The sequence below is a fragment of the Photobacterium piscicola genome (assembly GCF_900166965.1).
Lineage (GTDB): Bacteria > Pseudomonadota > Gammaproteobacteria > Enterobacterales > Vibrionaceae > Photobacterium > Photobacterium piscicola.
On record NZ_FUZI01000002.1, the window covers coordinates 568,906 to 591,341 of the forward strand.

Here is a 22,436-nt window from a genome sequence, read left to right on the forward strand (position 1 = left end):
TACTGGGTCTAAAGTACCAAACAGAATAAAGTACCAAACGGAATTAAAGGCGCGAATTATACAGCAAGGTGTCTGCCACTGGAACAAGGATATACGAACAGCACAACTTATCTTACTCAGTCACGCACTTATTATTGGTGTTTATGCTGTTTTTACCTTAGTCACAATCACACCAACCAGCAAATACCATCACGAAAAAAGACCACTCACTTATTTTACTTCAGCGCTCACTTCTTTAGAATAATGAGGCCGTCCTTGTACAATTGAAATTTCAACCCGTCGATTACGACTTCGCCCTTGAGCAGTTTTATTATTCGCAATGGGCGAGGTATCGGCCATACCCACAACGCGCATTCGCTTACGATCAAACCCTGTTACTTGTTCCATAATCTGAGCGACGGATACTGCTCGTTGTGATGAAATATCCCAATTGGAACGATACAATTCAGAATCTAGCGGCAAATTATCAGTATGACCACTAATTCGAATAATACCTGGAACATCTTTTACCAACTCAGTAACCTGCTGAATAAGAGGAATAAATTTAGGCTGTAAAAAGGCAGAGCCTTCAGGAAATGCGCCTTTTTCTTTAATACGAATCACCAATTGTTGCCCAAACGATTCAATCTCCACCGTATTATCAGTGATCTCTCGCGCTAAGGCTTGGGTTAAGACTTGAGCCATTTGCGACTGCGCTTGCATTTGTGCTTGTTGTTCAGAATGGTCACTGGGGCCATTATTTGACGTTGTATCTTCTTTACGCCTTCCGCCATCACGTTCATTGACGCCATCATGAAAATCTAATGAACGCTTAGTAATATCAATGGTCTGCTGCATAATCACTTCAATCGGCGTTGGCTCTGGCCGTCCTGGACGAAACTCTTGCGCAATAACACTGGTACCTTTGGGAATATCATTCACGTTTAATACATTTTGAACCCCAAAAGCATTTTTCATCGAGCCGGCAATTTGCTGAAATTTAAGTACATCCATTTCAGAAAACGATAACAATAATACGAAAAAACACATCAACAAGGTCGCAAGATCAGCAAAAGTAGCCATCCATGCTGGTGCACCTTTTTTCTGTTGTGGTGGTAAAGAATCCATCATCCACCCTTACTCATCAAAATTGATCCGACGTTTTTTCTCATGCAGATAATTTTTCAAATAACTATCAATCACACGTGGATTTTGACCTTCTTGAATCGCTAACACACCATCAAGAATCAACAACCGATTCAAGCGCTCTTCATTTTTACGCAGCATTAATTTATCCGCTATGGGTAATGCCACCATATTAGCCAAAATAGAACCGTATAATGTGGTTAACAATGCTACTGCCATTGCTGGCCCAATTGACTTAGGATCATCCATATTCGATAGCATCGCCACCAAACCTATGAGTGTTCCTATCATTCCCATTGCAGGTGCAACATCCCCTAACGCAGAAAAAATACTTGCCCCTTGTTCATGGCGCTCATTGGTCAATGCAATGTCTTTTCTTAATATCATCCTTACTGTGTCAGCATCATGGCCATCAACCAGCAAATCAATACCTTTACGCAAAAACGGGTTTTCTACTTCCATCTCTTCCAATGCAAGAAAACCGCCTTTACGAGCAGAATCGGCCATAGTGACAATTTGTGCAATAAGGTCATCCGGTTTATCGGTTTTAAATATAAACGCTTTAGCCGCAATTTTAGCAGCGCCAAAAAACTGACTGATATTGTATTTCATCAGCACGATAAACAAACTGCCGCCAAAAACGATCAATACCGAGGAGGTATCGGCAAACATCACCAAATCGCCCCCCACCAACATTGCCATTAAAATAAAAGCGAATGACCCAACCAATCCGATAAGTGTTGCCAAATCCACGCAAGAACTCCTTCGCTGCCGTTTTTAATTTTTAATTTAACGATCTGACAGCCAATTAACATAGGACAAGAATTTATAAGGATAATGTTCAGCGTTCATTAAACCGCAGCACCATATCGCTCCATAAAATAAAACATTGCGATCATAGAATAAAACGTCAACAGTACTATCTATCGCAAGCTAACTCTTTATCGACCATAATGACGTTTCATTTAGGGTTTTATTTCCATCATTGAGTGATATTTATTGCTCCCAACGATGAAAATTACTGTCTGTGGCACAGATTACTGTGACATAATTTGACCTTAGATAGTCACTACGTTATTTTTCTTGCACTTAGATAAGAGTGAAAATGATATGGCAGCAAAAAAACCTGAAAATATGGCATTCGAAGCCGCACTTGATGAGCTAGATGCCATTGTCAATGAACTAGAATCGGGTGATATCCCACTGGAAGATGCGCTGAAAAAATTTGAGCGTGGTATTTCATTGGCTCGCAACAGTCAGCTAAAGTTAACTCAAGCAGAACAGCGCGTAGAAATTTTATTACATGCTGATGATAATGCACCATTAACCGACTTTGAGCCAAGCCATGACGAATAGTGTACCGCTATCGCAGACGCTTAAAACGCTGCAACAACGTAACAACCAATGCCTAATCGATTGGTTAAATAAACAACCTTTTTCAGACCAAACCCTGCTAAAGGCCATGAAGCATGGTACCCTATTGGGCGGAAAACGTGCTCGTCCTTACCTGACATACGTAACCGGTGAAATGTTGGGTGTCGATTATGATGATCTGGATACTGCCGCTGCGGCTGTTGAATGTATTCATGCATATTCGTTAATTCATGATGATTTACCCGCAATGGATAACGATGCATTGCGTCGCGGTCAACCCACTTGTCATATTGCTTTTAATGAAGCGATTGCTATTTTAGCTGGTGATGGATTACAAACGTTAGCCTTTGAAATTATTGCTCAAGGTCGTTTAAGTCCAGAAGGACATCAACAACGTATTGCCATGGTTAGCGAATTAGCGCAAGCCTCTGGTGCTGCTGGTATGTGCCAAGGACAAGCACTCGATTTAGAAGCTGAAGGCCAACACGTTGGACTAGAGCAACTAGAATTAATTCATAAACACAAAACAGGCGCCTTGATCCGTTGTGCGGTTCGCTTAGGTGCACTGGCTGCTGGTGAAAAAGGACGTGAAATTCTGCCACAGCTCGACAAATATGCCGATGCCATAGGCCTTGCATTTCAAGTTCAAGATGACATCTTAGATGTAATCAGCGACACTGAAACGCTAGGTAAGCCTCAAGGTTCAGATCTTGAGTTAGATAAAAGTACCTACCCTGCACTACTTGGGTTAGAAGGTGCGCAACAAAAAGCGCAGCAACTTTATCAAGAAGCACTACAAGCATTAGCAGCAATACCTTACAATACCTATCAATTGGAAGTTTTTGCCCGATATGTTATCGAGCGCAACAACTAAAATCAGTAAAAGCGCCGAACTGTTATGACTTTGGATATATCAAAATACCCGCATCTCGCATTAGCTAACACGCCAGATGAATTACGATTATTGCCCGCAGAAAGTCTGCCTCAAGTCTGTGATGAGTTACGTACTTATTTACTCAAGACGGTTAGCCAAACCAGCGGTCACTTTGCCTCCGGACTCGGTACAGTTGAGCTTACCGTTGCGCTTCACTATGTCTATAATACTCCGTTTGACCATGTAATCTGGGATGTTGGCCATCAGGCTTACCCGCATAAAATTTTAACGGGCCGTCGCGATCAAATGTCGACCATTCGCCAAAAAGGTGGATTACATCCTTTTCCTTGGCGTGATGAAAGTGAATACGATGTCTTATCTGTCGGCCACTCATCAACATCAATCAGTGCTGGTTTAGGCATGGCGATTGCGGCTGAGAAAGAAGGCCTTGATCGTAAAGTTGTCAGCATTATTGGTGATGGCGCGATTACGGCAGGCATGGCATTTGAAGCCATGAACCATGCCGGTGATATACATAGCGATATGTTAGTCATTCTTAATGATAATGAAATGTCGATTTCTGAAAATGTGGGTGGTTTAAGTAACCACTTAGCACATTTGTTGGCAGGTAACTTTTACGCTTCCATTCGTGAAGGCGGTAAAAAAGTACTCTCAAATGCACCACCAATTAAAGAAATCGTTAAACGTGCAGAAGAACACATTAAAGGCATGGTTGTGCCAAGCACGATGTTTGAAGAACTTGGCTTTAATTACATTGGTCCAATTGATGGCCATGATATTGATGAGTTAGTTAAAACACTCAAGAATATGCGTCATCTTAAAGGACCGCAATTTCTGCATATCATGACTAAAAAAGGCAAAGGTTATGCGCCAGCAGAAGCCGACCCAATCAATTATCATGCGGTTCCAAAATTTGATCTAAGTGAAAAACCACTGCCAAAAGCAAAAAATACCAGCCCAACTTTTTCTAAAATCTTTGGTGATTGGCTATGTGATATGGCGGCAGTTGACGACAAACTGATGGCAATTACCCCCGCCATGCGTGAAGGTTCTGGCATGGTACGCTTTTCAAAAGAATACCCAGACCAATATTTTGATGTTGCTATTGCAGAACAGCACGCAGTAACACTTGCAAGCGGTATGGCAATTGGTGGTTATCACCCTGTTGTAGCAATTTACTCTACCTTCTTGCAACGTGGCTATGATCAATTGATTCATGATGTTGCTATTATGAACTTACCTGTCATGTTTGCGATCGATCGTGCAGGTTTAGTTGGCGCTGATGGTCAAACCCATCAAGGTGCATTTGATATTAGCTTTATGCGCTGTATTCCGAACATGGTGATCATGGCGCCAAGCGATGAAAATGAATGCCGTCAAATGCTCTATACCGGCCATCAACATCAAGGTCCGAGTGCTGTACGCTATCCACGCGGTTGTGGTCTAGGCACTGAAGTTGAAACTACCATGACAGCACTGGAAATTGGTAAAGGCATTGTTCGCCGTCACGGTGAGAAAGTGGCCATTTTAAACTTTGGCGCCATGCTAGGTTATAGCTTGGATGCAGCTGAAAACTTAAATGCAACCGTTGCCGATATGCGTTTTGTGAAACCGCTTGATGAAGCATTAATTCTTGAACTAGCAGCGAATCATAATGTGCTAGTTACTGTTGAAGAAAATGTGATTGCTGGCGGTGCAGGTAGCGGTGTTATTGAGTTCTTAATGCAGCAAAAATGCATGAAACCAGTATTAAACATTGGTCTGCCCGATCGATTCATCGAACAAGGGACGCAAGCTGAATTACACCATATGTTAGAAATCGATGGTGTTGGCATTGAAAAACAAATTGTTGAATATCTTGCTAAATAAGCATTAATTTACACTTACAACAATCAAAAAAGCCATGAAGCATACACTTCATGGCTTTTTTATTGTTTGTTCGTTAAACTGAAACTTAGAAACCTAACCAGTAACCAACAAACCACAACGAAATCATTGCCATAAAGCCAGCTAACACATCATCAATCATGATCCCAAAGCCACCTTCGACATGTTTATCTAACCAGCTAATCGGCCATGGCTTTAACATGTCAAAAAAGCGGAATAGAATAAAACCTGCTAATATCCACTGCCATGATACGGTTGGTGCAACAGCCATCGTGATCCAAAAACCAACGAACTCATCCCACACAATACTGCCATGATCATGCACCTTCATGTCAGTAGAGGTAATATGACAAATACGGATCCCGATCAGAGCGGCAACCAAAACCGCCACTAAATACCAACCAAAAGGCAATTGAGCAAGAACAAGGTATAACGGAATGGCGGCCAGCGTTCCCATCGTACCAGGAATATATTTTGCTAAACCACTGCCAAATCCTGTGGCTAATAAGTGCCAAGGATTATTCATTTTTAATAAATCTTTTGGATTTGTACTCACGTTAATACCCTAATTATTTGTTACACCAAAATGATCCCAACCGGATAATTTCCAACTCAATGGCTTACCTAACTGTAATAACGATAAGCCACGACCCGTAGTCACTTGACCAATACAGCTATATTTAACATTAGTATGCGCTAAAGCCATCGCTAATGCATCTCGATTAGCTTTTGAAACAGTAAAGCAAAGTTCATATTCTTCACCACTGGTTAAAGCTAACTGTTGCGCTTGTTGACGATCACCATTACAGAATGTCAGTAAATCAGCAGATACTGGTAATTTTTCGACATCAATCTCAATCGCAACTTGAGATCGGTCACCAATATGTTTTACATCCGCAATCACGCCATCAGAGATATCCAATGCCGCCGATGCAATACCACGTAAAGCCTCACCCACATTCACTCGAGGTTGTGCTTTGAAATGGCGTTCAACAAGCACTGCCGCGAGAGATGGTTCACATTGAGACTGATTTAATATCAAAGCAAGCCCTGCAGCGCTATCACCCAGGTTACCCGTTACATAAATATCATCACCCACTTGTGCGCCACTACGGGTTAAAGCCTGACCTTGGGGCACGAGACCTTGTACGGTTAAGGTAATACTTAACGGGCCTTTAGTGGTATCACCACCAATCAATTGAATATTATATCGATTAGCAAGTTCAAAAAAACTATGGCAAAAAGGCGCTAACCACGCTTCATCAATTGTCGGTAATGTTAACGCTAAGGATACCCATGCAGGCGTGGCTCCCATTGCAGCTAAATCACTGATATTAGATGCTAATGCTTTATAAGCCACTAACGCAGGATCGGCATCAGCTAAAAAGTGTGTGCCTGCAACTAATGAATCGGTGCTTACTGCAACATGGTAATTGGCGGGAACATCCACTAGCGCACAATCATCTCCGATCGCTAACACAACATCATCACGCTGCTGTTGTTGGTGTGCGAAATACTGTTTGATGATATCAAATTCACTTTTTGCCATGATTTTCTATTCCTTTAATAAAAAAAAAGCCAGCTAATAAGCTGACTTCTTTCATCGTACTTAACGTAAAAAAATTATTTATCTTTTTTACGTAAAGATGGTGCAGCTTTATCTAACACACCATTGACGAATTTGTGGCTATCTTCAGCACCGAAAAGTTTTGCTAATTCGATGGCTTCGTTGATCACAACTTTAAATGGTACGTCTTCACGCTTAACCATTTCGTACATTGCAAGACGAAGTAAAGCAAGTTCCATCTGGTCTAGATCCTGAAGTGGACGAGACAAGTATGGGCGCATTTTGCTATCAAGTTCTTGATGGCTTAATACAACACCTGCAAATAAATCACGGAAGTAGCTAACATCAGTCTCAGGCGCTTTACACACAGGCGCATCAGCTTGATGTTCTTCTTCTTCAAACTTATCGCCTGAAAGGAAATATTGCTCAATATCCGCAACATTACCTTTAGTAAGTTGCCAAGAATAAATTGCTTGTACAGCAAATTGACGTGCATTACGACGCGCGGCTGGTTTCACAGTAACCCCCATTAGGATTCGATTTGGGACAGGACATTTACCATTTCGAGCGCGCTTAGTGCAGCCTCTGCCCCTTTATTACCAGCCTTGGTACCGGCACGCTCAATGGCTTGTTCTATAGAGTCAACAGTCAACACACCAAAAGCTACTGGAGTATTATACTCTAGTGCTACTTGTGCTAGACCTTTATTACACTCACCGGCAACATAGTCAAAATGAGGTGTTCCACCACGAATAACAGAGCCTAAAGCTACGATAGCATCATAGCGATCACTCTTCGCGACTTGCTGGGCAACAAGCGGTAGTTCATAAGCACCAGGGCAACGAACAACAGTGATATTATCTTCACTAACCTGACCTTGACGTTTCAGCGCATCTAATGCACCTGAAAGTAAACTTTCGTTAATAAAGCTATTAAAGCGTGCAATTACGATAGCAATTTTTGCGTTTGGTGCCGCGATGGCGCCTTCAATTACCTTCATGGGCCTTCCTGTGACTATGTCTTTCCAGTTTGAGAAACCGCGGGAGTCTAACACACTTTACGATATGTCTGCTACGCACAACCGTCGGTTTCAGTGGATTTGTTAATATTTATTGCTTATTCGTTGTAGAACCAACCAATAAGTGTGCATTATCAATAATAATAATGCTCCGTGAATTCATCTCAGCAAATACAATACGCTATTATTCGCAAATATATTCAACCACTTCAAGGCCAAAGCCTGATAATGAATGGTAACGTTGTGTACTTGATGACAATAAGCGCATTTTACCAATACCTAAATCAGATAAAATTTGCGAACCGATACCTACTTGGCGTGAAGGATTGTATGGATTCGCCTTTACTTGTGGGCGACCTTCATTTTCAGCTGCAATATTTTTCACTTTATTGATAATACTATCGGTTGACTCTTGTTTACTCAACACGACTAGTACACCATTTTCAGCACTAATACGCTGCATTGCCGCTGGCAATGTCCACTGAGTCGCACCTGATTGAAGAATATCTTTAAAGGTATCTTGTAAATGCACACGTACTAACGTAGGTGCATTGGCTTCAACATCGCCTTTACGCAGCGCATAATGAACTTGATCGTCGATTTTATCGCGATACGTGATCATATCAAACTCACCAAACTCGGTATTAAGCTTACACTCGCCGACACGCTCAATCGTCGTTTCATGCAAATTACGATATTCAATAAGATCAGCAATCGTGCCTAATTTTAGGCCATGTTTTTCAGCAAATACTTCTAATTGAGGACGGCGCGCCATGGTGCCGTCATCATTTAGAATTTCAACAATAACACTTGAAGGCTCAAGACCAGCAAGACGTGCAACATCACAACCTGCTTCAGTGTGTCCAGCTCGTGTAAGTACACCGCCTTCTTGCGCCATTAATGGGAAGATATGACCAGGCATAACAATATCAGCCGCGGTTGCATCAGCAGCCACAGCAGCTTGCACTGTGCGAGAACGGTCTGCCGCTGAAATACCCGTTGTAACACCCGTTGCAGCTTCAATAGAGATAGTAAAAGGCGTTCCAAATTGTTCAGTGTTATCTTGAACCATTAACGGTAAGCCTAATTTCTGACAACGGGTTTTGCTTAATGTTAAACAAATTAAGCCACGGCCATTTGTCGCCATGAAGTTAATCGCTTCAGGGGTGATATGTTGTGATGCAATAATAAGGTCGCCTTCATTTTCACGATCTTCATCATCCATCAGGATAACCATTTTTCCTTGGCGAATATCATCAATGATTTCTTTTGCACTACTTATCATAATACTACCCTTAATCTTATGTTGCTTTATTGAGCATAAAGCAATGCTTAACCGAGAAACCCAGTTCTCGCCAATAAATCCATTGTTACTTGAGATTGCTTTTCCGCCGCTTTATCACCGAGCATTAATCGCTCAAGGTAGCGCGCGATAACATCAACCTCAAGGTTAATTTTTCGACCAACTTTAAAATCAGCCATGGTCGTTTCAGCCGCTGTATGAGGCACAATCGTTAACTTAAACTCGTCACCACGCACAGCATTAACGGTCAAACTAATGCCATCAACAGCCACAGAGCCTTTCTCTGAAATATACTTAGCAAGTTGCGGTGGCACTTTAATCCAAAATTCAATCGCACGACCAATATGTTGACGCTCAATCACTTCAGCAACAGCATCAACGTGGCCTGAAACCATATGACCACCAAAACGCGTCGTTGCCAACATCGCTTTTTCTAAATTAACCACTTGGCCTGCTTTATAATTCACAAAAGCAGTACGGTTTAATGTTTCCAATGAAAGATCAGCAACATAACCTTTACCCGTTAATTTAACGACGGTAAGGCAAACACCGTTAGTCGCAATACTATCGCCTAATTTAACATCTGATAAATCTAGCGATCCTGAATCAACAGTAACAGAAACATCAGCACCTTTTGGCGTCATAGCTGATATTTTACCGACAGCTTCTATAATTCCAGTGAACATGATAAACCCTTAATTTCACTATTTTATTTATTATTTTGTACTGTTGCTATAATACGAATATCATCACCAACCAACCCCACATCAGTAATGGTTAACAGTGGTGTTTGCGTCATTGATGTTAATCCGGTGATATCAATCAAGCCACGGCTATCACTGCCCATTAGTTTAGGGGCTTGATATAAAATCAAACTATCAACCAATTGCTGTTGCAATAATGCTCCTGCCAAACTAGCCCCCGCTTCAACCCAAATATGATTAATGCCATAGTCGGCTAACCGCGACAATAAAGCCACCAGATCAAGTTGGTTACTGTTGGGTTGAGTTGGAATTTTCCATTGCTGCACGGAATCGGGCCACGCTTCAGTACCGAGCATAGTACGAGCAAGAATGGTTTCTCCGGGTAAATTGAAAAGTTGATATTCAGGCGTCAATCTATTCTGACTATCAATAATAACCCGCATAGGCTGGCGTAACGCTGACTGAGGGTATTGTTGCTGAACAGATGCATCAAGCTCATTCCAGCGTACATTAAGTGAAGGATCGTCAGCAATAACCGTCGCACTGGTCGACAAAATAGCCCCAGCACAGGCACGAAATTGTTGAACATCCGATCGCGCTTTAGGGCCAGTGATCCATTTACTGGCCCCATTTGCTAACGCAGTTCGCCCATCTAAACTCGCGGCAAGTTTGAGCTCAACATAGGGCATTTGATGGGTCATTTGTTTAATAAAGCCAGGATTCAATGCTTGTGCTTGCAAAGCTAAAATACCAATATCGACTTGAATACCTGCCGCTTGCAACAATGCAATACCCCGCCCAGCAACAGCAGGATTAGGATCCACCATCGCACACACAACCCGTGCCACATTGGCATTAATTAATGCTTCAGCACAGGGCGGCGTTCGACCATAATGAGAACATGGTTCTAAGGTAACATAGACGGTCGCCCCTTGAGCACGTTGTTGTGCCTGCCGTAATGCAAACACTTCAGCATGGGGTTGTCCTGCTTGATAATGATACCCTTCACCAACAATGTCGCCATTATTTACAATCACGCATCCTACCTTAGGGTTAGGTGCTGTGGTATAACGACCGCGCTGAGCCAGTACTATTGCTCGCGACATCATTTGTTGATCAGTGTGTGTCATTATTGTTGGTCTTAACGATTATTTGTTTTAACGTTCCAGCTTAGCGATTTCTTCACCAAACTCACGGATATCTTCAAAACTACGATAAACAGAAGCAAAGCGGATATAAGCGACTTTATCCAATTCTTTTAAAGCTTCCATCACTAAATTACCTATCATCTCAGATGGTACTTCACGTTCACCGGTTGCTCGAAGACAAGATTTTATACTATTTACCGCACGTTCAATGTCGTCAGTACTCACGGGACGCTTTTCTAGCGCACGTTGAATACCACCGCGTAATTTTTCTTCATTAAACGGATCACGGTTGCCATTCGTTTTTACTACGCGAGGCATCACAAGTTCTGCCGTTTCAAACGTAGTATAGCGTTCATTGCACGCTAAACATTGGCGACGTCGGCGCACTTGGTGGCCATCTGCAACCAATCGAGAATCGATTACTTTGGTGTCATTTGCACCGCAAAAAGGACAATGCATTTAGCCTCCTACATTCAATCGACTCAGTGTAACTCATTTCATCACTTTAATGAGACTATCCCCTTCCTTTTTTATAATAAATAGCCTTAAAAGTAACAATTATCATCAATAATGGTACATTTTATGTTATTTAGACAACAAAAAAGGCTTACCTCTAAACAGGCAAGCCTTATCTTGATATGCAATAATAGGTATTTAATACCGTATCATGACTAAATTATGCGTAAACGGGAAGACGCTTACAAATTTCAAGCACTTTCTCTTTAGTCGCTTCAATAACAGCAGCATCATTGATGTTATCTAAAACATCACACATCCAGCCTGCAAGTTGACGTGCATCATCGGCATCAAAACCACGACGAGTAATTGATGGTGTACCTACGCGAATGCCTGAAGTTACAAATGGGCTACGTGGATCATTGGGTACACTGTTTTTGTTAACAGTGATATTTGCAGCACCCAATGCTGCATCTGCTTCTTTACCAGTGATACCTTTATCAATTAAATCAACAAGGAATAAATGGTTTTCTGTACTACCAGAAACGATGTTATAACCGCGCTTAATAAATTCAGCTACCATTGCTTTAGCGTTCACAACCACATTTGCTTGGTAAACTTTAAACTCAGGTTCCATCGCTTCTTTAAAAGCCACCGCTTTCGCTGCGATAACATGCATTAACGGGCCGCCCTGACCACCTGGGAAAACAGCAGAGTTAAGCTTTTTGTAAAGATCTTCGCCTTCGTTTGACAAAATCAAACCACCACGAGGGCCAGCTAATGTTTTATGGGTTGTTGTGGTAACAACATGTGCATGAGGCACAGGGTTTGGATAAACACCGGCCGCAATTAAGCCCGCAACGTGTGCCATATCAACGAATAAGTAAGCGCCAATTTTATCAGCGATTTCACGCATTCTTGCCCAATCAACCACTTGCGAGTAAGCCGAGAAGCCACCAATGATCATTTTTGGTTTATGCTCTAACGCCAATGCTTCCATTTCTTGGTAGTCAATTTGACCATTTTCATCGATACCGTAAGGAATGATGTTGTATAACTTACCCGAGAAGTTTACAGGTGAGCCGTGCGTTAAGTGACCACCGTGTGCCAAACTCATACCTAATACCGTATCACCCGCATTCAATAATGCCATGTAAACCGCATTATTGGCTTGAGAGCCAGAGTGTGGCTGAACGTTCGCGTATTCTGCACCAAATAGCTGACACGCACGGTCAATCGCAAGTTGCTCAGCTTTATCGACAAACTCACAACCACCGTAGTAACGCTTACCAGGATAACCTTCAGCATATTTATTTGTTAGCTGAGAACCTTGTGCTTCCATTACACGTGGGCTGGTGTAGTTTTCAGAAGCAATCAACTCGATGTGTTCTTCCTGACGGGCTGTTTCTTCCTGAATAGCTGCAAATAGTTCCGCATCATAATCAGCAATATTCATATCGCGCTTTAGCATCTGTATCTCCTGACTCGGCAAAGTTTTATACTATTTTTAGTGATGAACGAAAAGTCACAAACCTAGACGCCACGCGGGCGCAATCGTTTCCGTTTTCATTTCTTATCTGCAGTCTATATTACATAAATTGATCTAAATCAGAAAGTCCTAAATGTGGTTTTCTTTGTTGTAACAGTAATCAGTTACTAAATTGACGTCATGATTCAATGGTTATTTATTGACATAAAATACAGCCATAAAAAAGGAGCTGCACTGTGGCAACTCCTCTTGATGTTTCATCATGATTAACCATCACAAATTAAATAGCATCTTCATCTTCTTCGCCGGTACGAATACGTACCACACGCTCAATATCAAACATGAAGATTTTACCATCGCCAATTTTACCTGTTTGGGCTGTTTCTACGATGGTGTCGATACATTGCTCTGCAACTTCATCAGTCACTACAATTTCAATTTTCACTTTAGGTAAAAAATCGACCATGTATTCGGCACCACGATAAAGCTCAGTATGGCCTTTTTGACGACCAAATCCTTTGACTTCTGACACTGTCATGCCTGTGATACCCACTTCCGCTAACGCTTCGCGAACATCATCAAGTTTAAATGGCTTAATAATGGCTTCAATTTTTTTCATTATCATCATCCTTTGCTGAGCAGAAGATCGGGATCGTGATTACGAACACCGACTTGATTAAATTAAAGCTATTATCACAGATTCAATGCAGTAATTTAATACCATTTAATATTCTTTAATGTAATTAGTCTCCATTCGTCGCAAAAGTAGCGACACGGAGTACAGTAATACCAAGCCATTGATCACCATAATAACAATATCATGATGTTTAACCGGAAAAATATTAGGAATAAAAGGAATTAAACTCACTTGAAGAAATAACGTTGCAGCCGGAATGTAAAAATAAAGTGGTATAAACCCCCATTTCTTACCTCGAAATAATCCAATACAAGCAAGTATTCCTGAGATCAATACCAATATAGTGACACTCATCGGTACCATGCTAAGTAAATCAAAGCGTAAGGCTTGAATGATCATATCAAAATGTTGAATAAGACCAATAACAACTAACACTGCAAGTAATTTAGTTGCACCGATTAGACGGTAACTACTGGGAACATCCCATCCCATTGTTTCATCCTTGTAACGACGCCGTGGTCATTTTTACGTATTCGTTACGTTAATTATCCCAATGTTCTTTCCCGGTTAATGTGATCAATATCAACTTCATATTTAAATTTATAAGTGTCACAGTTACAGTATAAAAAAAGCTGCCAATAAATGACAGCTTCTATATGTTTAATGAATGTATCTATTAGCCTAAGTTAACCCGCGCATTACGGAACATTCGCATCCAAGGACTGTTTTCACTCCAATCATCTGGGTGCCAAGAGTTAGCCACGGTGCGGAATACTCGCTCTGGGTGCGGCATCATAATCGTGACTCGTCCATCTTGCGTGGTTAAACCTGTAATACCGTTTGGCGAACCATTAGGGTTAGCTGGGTAATTTTGAGTAACATTGCCGTAGTTATCAAGATAACGCAGCGCAATCGTGCCTGACTGCTCAATCGCCGCCAAATGCTCGCCATTACGTACTTCAACTCGACCTTCGCCATGTGAAACTGCGATTGGCATCCGTGAACCTGCCATTTCATTAAAGAACAATGAATCACTCTTTTGTACTTCAACTAAACTAAAGCGCGCTTCAAAACGTTCTGATTCGTTACGCACAAAACGCGGCCATAAATCAGCACCTGGAATCAGCTCGTGCAGATTAGACATCATCTGGCAACCATTACACACCCCTAATGCCAAAGTATCTGAACGAGTAAAGAATGCAGCAAATTGGTCACGGGCAATATTGTTAAATAACACTGATTTTGCCCAGCCTTCACCCGCGCCTAATACGTCACCGTAAGAGAAGCCACCACACGCCACTAAACCATTAAAGCCATCAAGTTGTACCTTACCGCTAAGAATATCACTCATGTGAACATCTTTCGCTTCAAAGCCTGCACGATCAAACGCAGCCGCCATTTCAACGTGAGAGTTAACACCTTGCTCACGTAGAATTGCCATCTGTGGTTTCGCACCAAAATTAATCGCTGGTGCAATAAATGGCGCTGCAACATCTTCATTAATATCAAATGTTAACTGAGTATGTAAGCCTGGGTCTTGCGTATCTTTCTTGGCTTCAAATTCTTGTAATGCTCCGGCTGGATTATCACGCATCGCTTGCATTTGATACGTGGTTTCAGCCCAGATTGCACGTAATTCAGTGCGATTCTGTTCAAGAACTAAATCATTACCATTCCAAATACGGACTGTGTCTTCATCTATTACAGTACCAATAATATGGCTGCATGCTGCTAAACCATTTGCCGCTAATACAGCTTGTACGGCTTCAACATCATCACTACGCACTTGAATCACAGCACCTAGCTCTTCACTAAATAACGCTGCTAGCACATCATCACATGCATCCGTTGTAGTGGTATTAATATCAACTTCAATACCAGTGTGACCTGCAAATGCCATTTCAGCTAAAGTGACATATAAACCACCATCACCACGATCATGATAAGCCAATAGCTTCTCGTCACGCACTAAGGTTTGCATCGCATTAAAGAAGCCTTTTAATAATTCAGGGCTATCAACATCAGCGGCTTTATCACCTAACTGCTTATAAACTTGTGCTAAAGCGGTCGCACCAAGACGGTTTTGACCACAACCAAGATCCACCAGCAATAAGCTTGATGCGCCTTTATCAGTGCGTAATTGCGGTGTCACTGTTTTACGAACATCTTCAACGCGACCAAAAGCAGTGATCACTAATGACAATGGTGATGTGACTTCTTTTTCCTCACCATTTTGCTGCCACTTAGTTTTCATTGACATTGAATCTTTACCCACAGGAATCGTTAACCCTAATGCTGGGCATAACTCTTCACCAATGGCTTTTACTGCTTCATATAGACCAGCATCTTCACCGGGATGACCTGCTGGTGACATCCAGTTAGCCGATAAGTTAATCCGCTTCATATCGCCGATATCAGTACCTGCAATATTAGTAATTGCTTCACCAACCGCTAAACGCGCAGAAGCACCAAAGTTAAGCAGCGCAACAGGCGTACGCTCGCCCATCGACATCGCTTCGCCGTGGTAACTATCATAGCTTGCCGCTGTTACTGCACAGTTAGCCACTGGCACCTGCCAAGGACCGACCATTTGATCACGTGCAACTAGGCCTGTCACACTACGATCACCAATGGTGATTAGAAACGTTTTTTCTGCGACGGCAGGCAGACGTAAAACACGTTGCGTTGCAGCTTCAATGGTGATTCCACTGCGATCAAGCGGCAGCCCAACCACTGTCAGCGTTTGTGCATCACGGTGCATCTTCGGCGCTTTACCCAATAAAATATCCATTGGCATATCAATCGGGGTGTTATCAAAATGACTATCTTCAAGGCTTAAATGACGCTCAGCTGTGGCTTCACCTACCACCGCATAAGGGGCACGCTCACGCTGACAAATAGCATCAAACGTAGCCATATTTTCAGGCGCAATTGCTAATACATAACGCTCTTGTGATTCATTACACCAAATTTCAAGTGGGCTCATGCCTGGTTCATCATTAGGCACATCACGTAATTGAAATTTACCACCACGCTCACCATCGTTAACTAATTCAGGTAAAGCGTTAGAAATACCACCCGCGCCTACATCGTGAATAAAAGCTATTGGGTTGTCATCGCCCATCTGCCAACAACCATCGATCACTTCCTGACAACGACGTTCCATTTCTGGGTTTTCACGCTGCACTGAAGCAAAATCTAAATCTTCTGCTGATTGTCCTGATGCCATTGATGACGCCGCACCGCCACCAAGACCAATGTTCATTGCTGGGCCGCCAAGCACAATTAACTTGGCGCCAACAGGTATTTCTTTTTTCTGCACATGATCAGCACGAATATTACCCATGCCACCCGCAATCATAATTGGCTTATGATAACCACGGATTTCTTCACCAGCGTGAGAAGTGACTTTTTCTTCGTAAGTACGGAAATAACCCAGTAGATTAGGACGACCAAATTCGTTATTAAATGCCGCGCCACCCAGTGGGCCTTCTAACATGATATCAAGTGCTGTCACGATACGATCTGGTTTACCAAAATCGGTTTCCCACGGCTGTTCAAAACCAGGCACACGCAAGTTTGATACAGTAAAACCAACTAAACCCGCTTTGGGTTTGCCGCCAATACCGGTTGCGCCCTCATCACGAATTTCACCGCCAGAGCCTGTTGCTGCGCCCGGCCACGGTGAAATTGCTGTTGGGTGATTATGGGTTTCAACTTTCATCAAAATATGGGTATCTTCTTGATGATAAGTATATTGACGTGATTGTGGATCAGGGAAAAAACGCCCAACGTGAGACCCTTCCATAACCGCAGCATTGTCTTTATAAGCAGACAACACGTGCTCATGGTTATGCTCATAGGTGTTTTTGATCATTTTAAATAATGATTTTGGTTGATCGACACCATCAATCGTCCAATCGGCATTAAAGATCTTATGACGGCAATGCTCTGAGTTCGCCTGAGCAAACATCATTAATTCAATGTCATTGGGATTACGCTCAAGCTTGGTAAAATTTTCAACCAAGTAATCAATTTCATCTTCAGCCAATGCAAGGCCTAAGGTGAGATTCGCTTGCTCTAATGCTTGACGGCCACCCGTTAGAATATCAACACTTTTCACTGCTGCCGGTTGTGCTTGTATAAATAATGCGCCCGCGGCTTCAACATTATCGGTCACCACTTCCATCATCCGATCATGAAGTAGCGCTTTTAAGTCATCCAATTGTGCTGCAGTAAGTGGTAATGATGATTCAACATAATATGCTGTACCACGCTCAAGACGTTTAATCGTTGTTAAACCACAATTACGTGCAATATCGGTCGATTTTGAAGACCAAGGAGAAATCGTGCCAGGACGAGGAGTAACAAGTAGCAATAAACCTTTAGGCTCGTGCTCTGCAATCGTTGGACCGTATGTGAGTAGACGGGTAAGTTTAGCTTGTTCATCAGCGGTTAGCGTTGTCACCACATCAGCAAAATGGGCAAACTCAGCATAGATATGAGTAATTGGCAGATCTAACTCATGACAACGCTCAAGTAACTTATTAACGCGAAACTCAGACAAAGCGGGTGAACCACGCAAAATTTCCATGTGCAAAGGTCTCTCGATTAGCAGATTAAAAAAAGTGATATTGAGGTAAATTTCAAACCGTAGAAACTTATCTCAATAGCACCTAGTACAAGACTATTCACTGCTTAACTATCACAACGTTATTCACGAGTGCCTAGTATAAGGGAAAAAAATTTGTGACGTAACACCTGACGCAACCGTTTGCGTGTTTTTTTTTCAATCTTAATCAAAATATCAAAAAAACGCTATTCCCTCTTATTTTTGGGTCATTTTTTAACCGTGAAATAGGATAATGTCACTTAATCCATTCCGATCTCTAAATTATGATCATTAACTGAACAGTTCAACTTTGCGCAATTAACAGGGTTTGATATAAAGAACATTAATGTTCAGATTAGGTCCGCTTAGTTGATAAATATTCAGTTGTTCACTCTACTTCGTCGTTTTATAAGTCTGCTGTTACTTGCGATATTAACCAATGGCTGTCAATGGCAAGAGAACACGCCCACCAGCCTTGAGAAAATTCGAGATAGTGGTGTATTACGAGTAGGAACGTTAAATAATCAACTGTCTTATTATATCGGCGCAGAAGGTCCAACCGGGCTAGATTATGAACTGGCACAGACCTTTGCTAAAAAGCTCGGGGTTAAACTTGAGATCACAGCGATGTTTACCCTCTCTGAATTATTTCCCGCATTAGAACGCGGCGATATTGATATTATTGCCGCAGGGCTTACAGTGACGCCCGATCGTCTTCAAGGCTATCATCCCGCACCAGCGTATTATTACGCTAGCCAAATCGTGGTGTATAAAAAAGGCCAACGTCGACCGCGTAATCTTGATGAATTAGCTCAAAATAATAAACGCTTAGCTGTTGTCAAAGGCTCAAGTCATGAACAAAAATTAAAGCTTATTCGTACCACTCACCCAACCTTGAAATGGCAATCAATTCCAGAATCAGACATTAACGATCTATTAATTAAAGTCGCGACAGGTGAACTTGATTATACCGTTGCCGATTCTGTTGACGTGGCGTTATTGCAACGTATTCATCCTGATATTGCTATCGCTCTTGAACTGACACAAGACGAGCCAGTAAGCTGGTTTGTAAAACAAAGTGGTAACGACAGTTTGTATGCATTAATGATTGAATTTTTTGGACAGATGAAGAAAAACGGCACCATGACGCTGCTGGAAGAGAAATATTTCGGTCATATCGATCAATTTGATTATGTTGATACTCGTGCTTTTTTACGCGCAGTTAATACCACCTTACCCCAGTGGGAAGCCTTATTTAAACAATATGCTAATGGCTTTGATTGGCGTTTATTAGCCGCGCTTTCTTATCAAGAATCACATTGGGATCCGCAGGCAATATCACCAACGGGTGTCCGTGGCATGATGATGCTCACCTTACCGACGGCAGAATCAGTAGGGGTCACTAACCGTTTAGATCCTGAACAAAGCATTCGTGGCGGCAGTGAGTACCTGCGAAAGATGATCGCCCGCGTCCCTGACAGTGTCGAAGAACATGAAAAAGTCTGGTTTGCACTCGCTTCTTATAATGTTGGCTTTGGACATTTAATGGACGCTCGTCGACTCACCAAAGCACAAGGAGGAAATCCTGATACTTGGGTCGATGTTAAGCAACGCTTACCATTATTAGGTCAACGTAAATATTATATTCAATCACGTTATGGTTATGCACGTGGCAATGAAGCACTGAATTATGTTGAAGGGATTCGACGTTACTACCAAAGTATTATTGGTTATGAACGGGCTCATAGTCGTCAATTTGAAAGTGATAATTTAAAAATTGTTGATGGCCTACAAACGATTACACCAACGCCATCACCACCATCGATCATCGTTGAGTAATCATGCACTCTTCTGAATCAGAGATAGTGATTTAATCGTATTTATCGACGTCGATTTAGAATAATCGACTCATTTTTTACACAATGAGAGTTTGATCAACGTTTGATGATGAACCTATAAAGATCACTATCAAAAGATGCATTGTTATGCATAATAAATACATTGTATCAACAATGACATTATTAACGGCGTCAGCGATATCTTATTTGCTGAAGAATGCTTTGACCGTTATGTCAACGCTATGGATGGAACCATGAAAGTTATCAAATTAAGATCAAAAACACCGCGCATTGCTAAACACCTCACAACCGCAGCAACACGTCGCAAACGTCTAAGTAGTAATATCCGTAAAAAAATTCTATGGCGTCAGCGCAGTTGTATTCTGACGGCAACGGCAGAACATAGCAGCCCAAGCTATTAGCTAATAAGCTAATAAGCTTGGAATCATTTATCTAATAATAAATCACCACCAAGCTTATTCGATTTAACTGAACTCAATCATCATGTTGCTGTTGCCTTGCTAATAATTTAGCCGCTTTTTTCTCGGCACGACGGCGCTTAAAAAAAGCTTGTAACTGCGCTCGGCATTCCGTTGCTAATACATCACCCTGAAATAGCACATGATGATTAACACCTTCATAACTAAGCAAATTCATAACACTGCCCGCCGCTCCAGTTTTAGCATCATGAGCACCAAACACCACTTTTCCAACACGACTATGAACAATAGCCCCAGCGCACATCGGACACGGCTCTAAAGTGACATACAATGTCGTATCAATAAGACGGTAGTTTTGTAGCATTTGTCCTGCTTGACGTAATGCCATCATTTCAGCATGGGCGGTCGCATCATGATGACCAATAGAGCGATTCCAGCCTTCGCCAATGATCACGCCATCATGTACCACTACCGCACCAACTGGCACTTCGCCTTCAGCTTCAGCTAGAGCGGCTAATTCCATTGCACGACGCATAAAAACATCGTCTGTTACTGCTGAATCCTCAGCATCTAATTCTTTATTTAACATCCGTATAAGTACTTACAAATCATAATGGCTAATGTGAGGTAATTGCTCTGCAAGGTAATCCACCAACATTCTCACTTTGGGTGATAAATGACGGTTATGCGGGTAAAGCGCCCAAATGCCTTCATCTGGCTCTTGGTAATTCGTTAAAATAGGAACAATAGCCCCTGATTCTAAATCCTTATCTATATAATAGTCAGGTAATTGCGCTAAGCCGATCCCTTTAATCACCGCATCACGTAAACCATAACCACTATTACAATTAAGGGTACCGCTAACACGAATACTTTTTTCTTTACCTGATTCTTGGAAGCGCCAGTGATCGTAGTTACCAATCAAGCAATTATGCTGACGTAATTCAGATAATGAATGTGGAATACCAAATTTCTGTAAATAAGCGGGTGAAGCACAAACATACATGGTGCGGCTGGTTAAACGCTTCGCCATCATTGATGAGCTGGTCAAACGCCCTAAACGAATTGCGAGATCAAAACTGCCTTCCACTAAATCAACTTGACGGTTAGTTAAATCAATCGTTACTTCCACTTCAGGGTATTGCAGCATAAAATCATTAACCAACGGCATAATGTATTTTTCGCCATAAGTCACCGGTGCAGTTAATTTGATCAACCCTTGTGGCTTACCGCGTAAATTACTGATTGCACGCTCAGCATCTTCAAGGCCGTCTAATACTTGACGACAATGTTGATAATAAACATTGCCTTCTTCCGTTAATGAAACCTTACGTGTAGTACGGTAGAATAGCTTGGTATTAAGTCGGTTCTCTAACGCACTGACTTGGCGACTCACTTGCGCAGTCGAAATACCTAATCGTTTTGATGCTGCAGTAAAACTTTCCGTTTCCGCGACAGCAACAAACTCGGTCACCCCTTCCCATAGAAACATTTTAAATACCTATTACTAACATGAACGATCGCAAAAATGACGATTACGCTGCTTATTATTACACACGTGTAAAAGTAATTTGCACTTTTAGGTAATTATCATTATTCAAGAAACAAATACAATAGCTAGCATCGAAACGGGGCAATAAAATAATTATTTTTCCTTTTCACCCAATTTTCATCTACTTTTGACGAAGTAGAAATAAATACAACTAGAGTGAAGATTATGACTGACAAATTTATCAAATCAAAAGCGGCTATCGCATGGGGGCCAAAACAGCCTCTTTCTGTTGAAGAAATTGATGTAATGTTACCCCGTGCTGGCGAAGTATTAGTTCGCATCGTTGCAACTGGCGTATGTCACACTGATGCATTCACATTATCTGGCGACGATCCAGAAGGTATCTTCCCTGCGATCCTTGGTCACGAAGGTGGCGGTATCGTTGAAATGA

22 protein-coding genes are annotated in these 22,436 nt (G+C 41.9%); 6 read left to right on the forward strand and 16 right to left on the reverse strand.

Going from position 1 to position 22,436, the window contains the following annotated elements:
* Positions 1-210: 210 nt before the first annotated feature.
* Together CZ809_RS08870 and pomA are read right to left on the reverse strand one after the other, a co-directional pair.
* The gene (locus CZ809_RS08870) at positions 211-1,107 is read right to left on the reverse strand and encodes a flagellar motor protein MotB (protein ID WP_080157134.1); all 897 of its coding nucleotides are present in this window, start codon (positions 1,105-1,107) and stop codon (positions 211-213) included.
* 9 nt (positions 1,108-1,116) lie between these two features.
* Positions 1,117-1,878 (reverse strand): flagellar motor protein PomA, encoded by a 762-nt coding sequence (pomA, locus tag CZ809_RS08875; RefSeq protein WP_080157137.1) that lies wholly within the window; start codon positions 1,876-1,878, stop codon positions 1,117-1,119.
* A 357-nt stretch (positions 1,879-2,235) separates the two neighbouring features.
* Between pomA and xseB the strand changes: the two genes are divergently transcribed.
* Genes xseB through dxs form a run of 3 tightly spaced genes read left to right on the forward strand, consistent with a single transcriptional unit; the run spans position 2,236 to position 5,263 of the window.
* Positions 2,236-2,481 (forward strand): exodeoxyribonuclease VII small subunit, encoded by a 246-nt coding sequence (gene xseB / locus CZ809_RS08880; protein ID WP_045037567.1) that lies wholly within the window; start codon positions 2,236-2,238, stop codon positions 2,479-2,481.
* A complete protein-coding gene (ispA, locus tag CZ809_RS08885; RefSeq protein WP_080157140.1) occupies positions 2,471-3,373 on the forward strand; it encodes a (2E,6E)-farnesyl diphosphate synthase in 903 nt (300 codons plus the stop codon). The genes xseB and ispA overlap by 11 nt, the downstream gene beginning before the upstream one ends.
* Positions 3,374-3,397: 24 nt before the next feature.
* Positions 3,398-5,263, forward strand: a complete 1,866-nt coding sequence (gene dxs, locus CZ809_RS08890) for a 1-deoxy-D-xylulose-5-phosphate synthase (protein ID WP_080157142.1) — start codon at positions 3,398-3,400, stop codon at positions 5,261-5,263.
* 85 nt (positions 5,264-5,348) lie between these two features.
* On the opposite strand, the gene pgpA is transcribed toward dxs, so the two are convergent.
* From pgpA to purL, 12 genes are all read right to left on the reverse strand, one after another.
* Positions 5,349-5,837 (reverse strand): phosphatidylglycerophosphatase A, encoded by a 489-nt coding sequence (gene pgpA, locus CZ809_RS08895; RefSeq protein WP_080157145.1) that lies wholly within the window; start codon positions 5,835-5,837, stop codon positions 5,349-5,351.
* A 9-nt stretch (positions 5,838-5,846) separates the two neighbouring features.
* Positions 5,847-6,830 (reverse strand): thiamine-phosphate kinase, encoded by a 984-nt coding sequence (gene thiL / locus CZ809_RS08900; RefSeq protein WP_080157147.1) that lies wholly within the window; start codon positions 6,828-6,830, stop codon positions 5,847-5,849.
* Positions 6,831-6,904: 74 nt separating this feature from the next.
* A complete protein-coding gene (nusB, locus tag CZ809_RS08905; RefSeq protein WP_080157149.1) occupies positions 6,905-7,378 on the reverse strand; it encodes a transcription antitermination factor NusB in 474 nt (157 codons plus the stop codon).
* Positions 7,378-7,848, reverse strand: coding sequence for a 6,7-dimethyl-8-ribityllumazine synthase (gene ribH / locus CZ809_RS08910; RefSeq protein WP_036795804.1), 471 nt, complete (start codon positions 7,846-7,848; stop codon positions 7,378-7,380). The genes nusB and ribH overlap by 1 nt, the downstream gene beginning before the upstream one ends.
* Positions 7,849-8,050: 202 nt before the next feature.
* Entirely contained in the window at positions 8,051-9,151 is a 1,101-nt protein-coding gene (ribBA, locus tag CZ809_RS08915; RefSeq protein ID WP_369925330.1) for a bifunctional 3,4-dihydroxy-2-butanone-4-phosphate synthase/GTP cyclohydrolase II, read from the reverse strand.
* 47 nt (positions 9,152-9,198) lie between these two features.
* On the reverse strand, positions 9,199-9,855 hold the full coding sequence (locus CZ809_RS08920; RefSeq protein WP_080157154.1) for a riboflavin synthase: 657 nt from the start codon (positions 9,853-9,855) through the stop codon (positions 9,199-9,201).
* Between the two features lie 23 nt (positions 9,856-9,878).
* Positions 9,879-11,006: a bifunctional diaminohydroxyphosphoribosylaminopyrimidine deaminase/5-amino-6-(5-phosphoribosylamino)uracil reductase RibD gene (gene ribD / locus CZ809_RS08925; RefSeq protein WP_210434277.1), complete on the reverse strand. Its 1,128-nt coding sequence runs from the start codon at positions 11,004-11,006 to the stop codon at positions 9,879-9,881.
* A gap of 24 nt (positions 11,007-11,030) precedes the next feature.
* Positions 11,031-11,480, reverse strand: a complete 450-nt coding sequence (gene nrdR / locus CZ809_RS08930; RefSeq protein ID WP_045037560.1) for a transcriptional regulator NrdR — start codon at positions 11,478-11,480, stop codon at positions 11,031-11,033.
* Between the two features lie 217 nt (positions 11,481-11,697).
* The gene (glyA, locus tag CZ809_RS08935; protein WP_080157159.1) at positions 11,698-12,948 is read right to left on the reverse strand and encodes a serine hydroxymethyltransferase; all 1,251 of its coding nucleotides are present in this window, start codon (positions 12,946-12,948) and stop codon (positions 11,698-11,700) included.
* A 298-nt stretch (positions 12,949-13,246) separates the two neighbouring features.
* A complete protein-coding gene (gene glnB / locus CZ809_RS08940) occupies positions 13,247-13,585 on the reverse strand; it encodes a nitrogen regulatory protein P-II (protein ID WP_006646656.1) in 339 nt (112 codons plus the stop codon).
* Between the two features lie 105 nt (positions 13,586-13,690).
* A complete protein-coding gene (locus tag CZ809_RS08945) occupies positions 13,691-14,095 on the reverse strand; it encodes a hypothetical protein (RefSeq protein ID WP_080157161.1) in 405 nt (134 codons plus the stop codon).
* Positions 14,096-14,279: 184 nt separating this feature from the next.
* Positions 14,280-18,197, reverse strand: coding sequence for a phosphoribosylformylglycinamidine synthase (gene purL / locus CZ809_RS08950; protein WP_080157163.1), 3,918 nt, complete (start codon positions 18,195-18,197; stop codon positions 14,280-14,282).
* Between the two features lie 390 nt (positions 18,198-18,587).
* On the opposite strand from purL, the gene mltF reads away from it, so the two are divergent.
* Entirely contained in the window at positions 18,588-20,054 is a 1,467-nt protein-coding gene (gene mltF, locus CZ809_RS08955) for a membrane-bound lytic murein transglycosylase MltF (RefSeq protein WP_080157195.1), read from the forward strand.
* Between the two features lie 253 nt (positions 20,055-20,307).
* Positions 20,308-20,475, forward strand: a complete 168-nt coding sequence (locus tag CZ809_RS21260; protein ID WP_162841599.1) for a hypothetical protein — start codon at positions 20,308-20,310, stop codon at positions 20,473-20,475.
* Between the two features lie 73 nt (positions 20,476-20,548).
* Here the strand turns inward: CZ809_RS21260 and tadA are convergent, their stop codons facing one another.
* Together tadA and CZ809_RS08965 are read right to left on the reverse strand one after the other, a co-directional pair.
* Positions 20,549-21,082 carry a tRNA adenosine(34) deaminase TadA gene (gene tadA / locus CZ809_RS08960; protein ID WP_080157165.1) on the reverse strand — a complete coding sequence of 178 codons (534 nt, stop codon included), beginning with the start codon at positions 21,080-21,082 and terminating at the stop codon, positions 20,549-20,551.
* 12 nt (positions 21,083-21,094) lie between these two features.
* Positions 21,095-21,985 (reverse strand): LysR substrate-binding domain-containing protein, encoded by an 891-nt coding sequence (locus CZ809_RS08965; RefSeq protein WP_045037555.1) that lies wholly within the window; start codon positions 21,983-21,985, stop codon positions 21,095-21,097.
* A gap of 225 nt (positions 21,986-22,210) precedes the next feature.
* Between CZ809_RS08965 and CZ809_RS08970 the strand changes: the two genes are divergently transcribed.
* The coding region (locus CZ809_RS08970) for an alcohol dehydrogenase catalytic domain-containing protein (protein WP_159447941.1) at positions 22,211-22,436 on the forward strand (226 nt) is incomplete at its 3' end.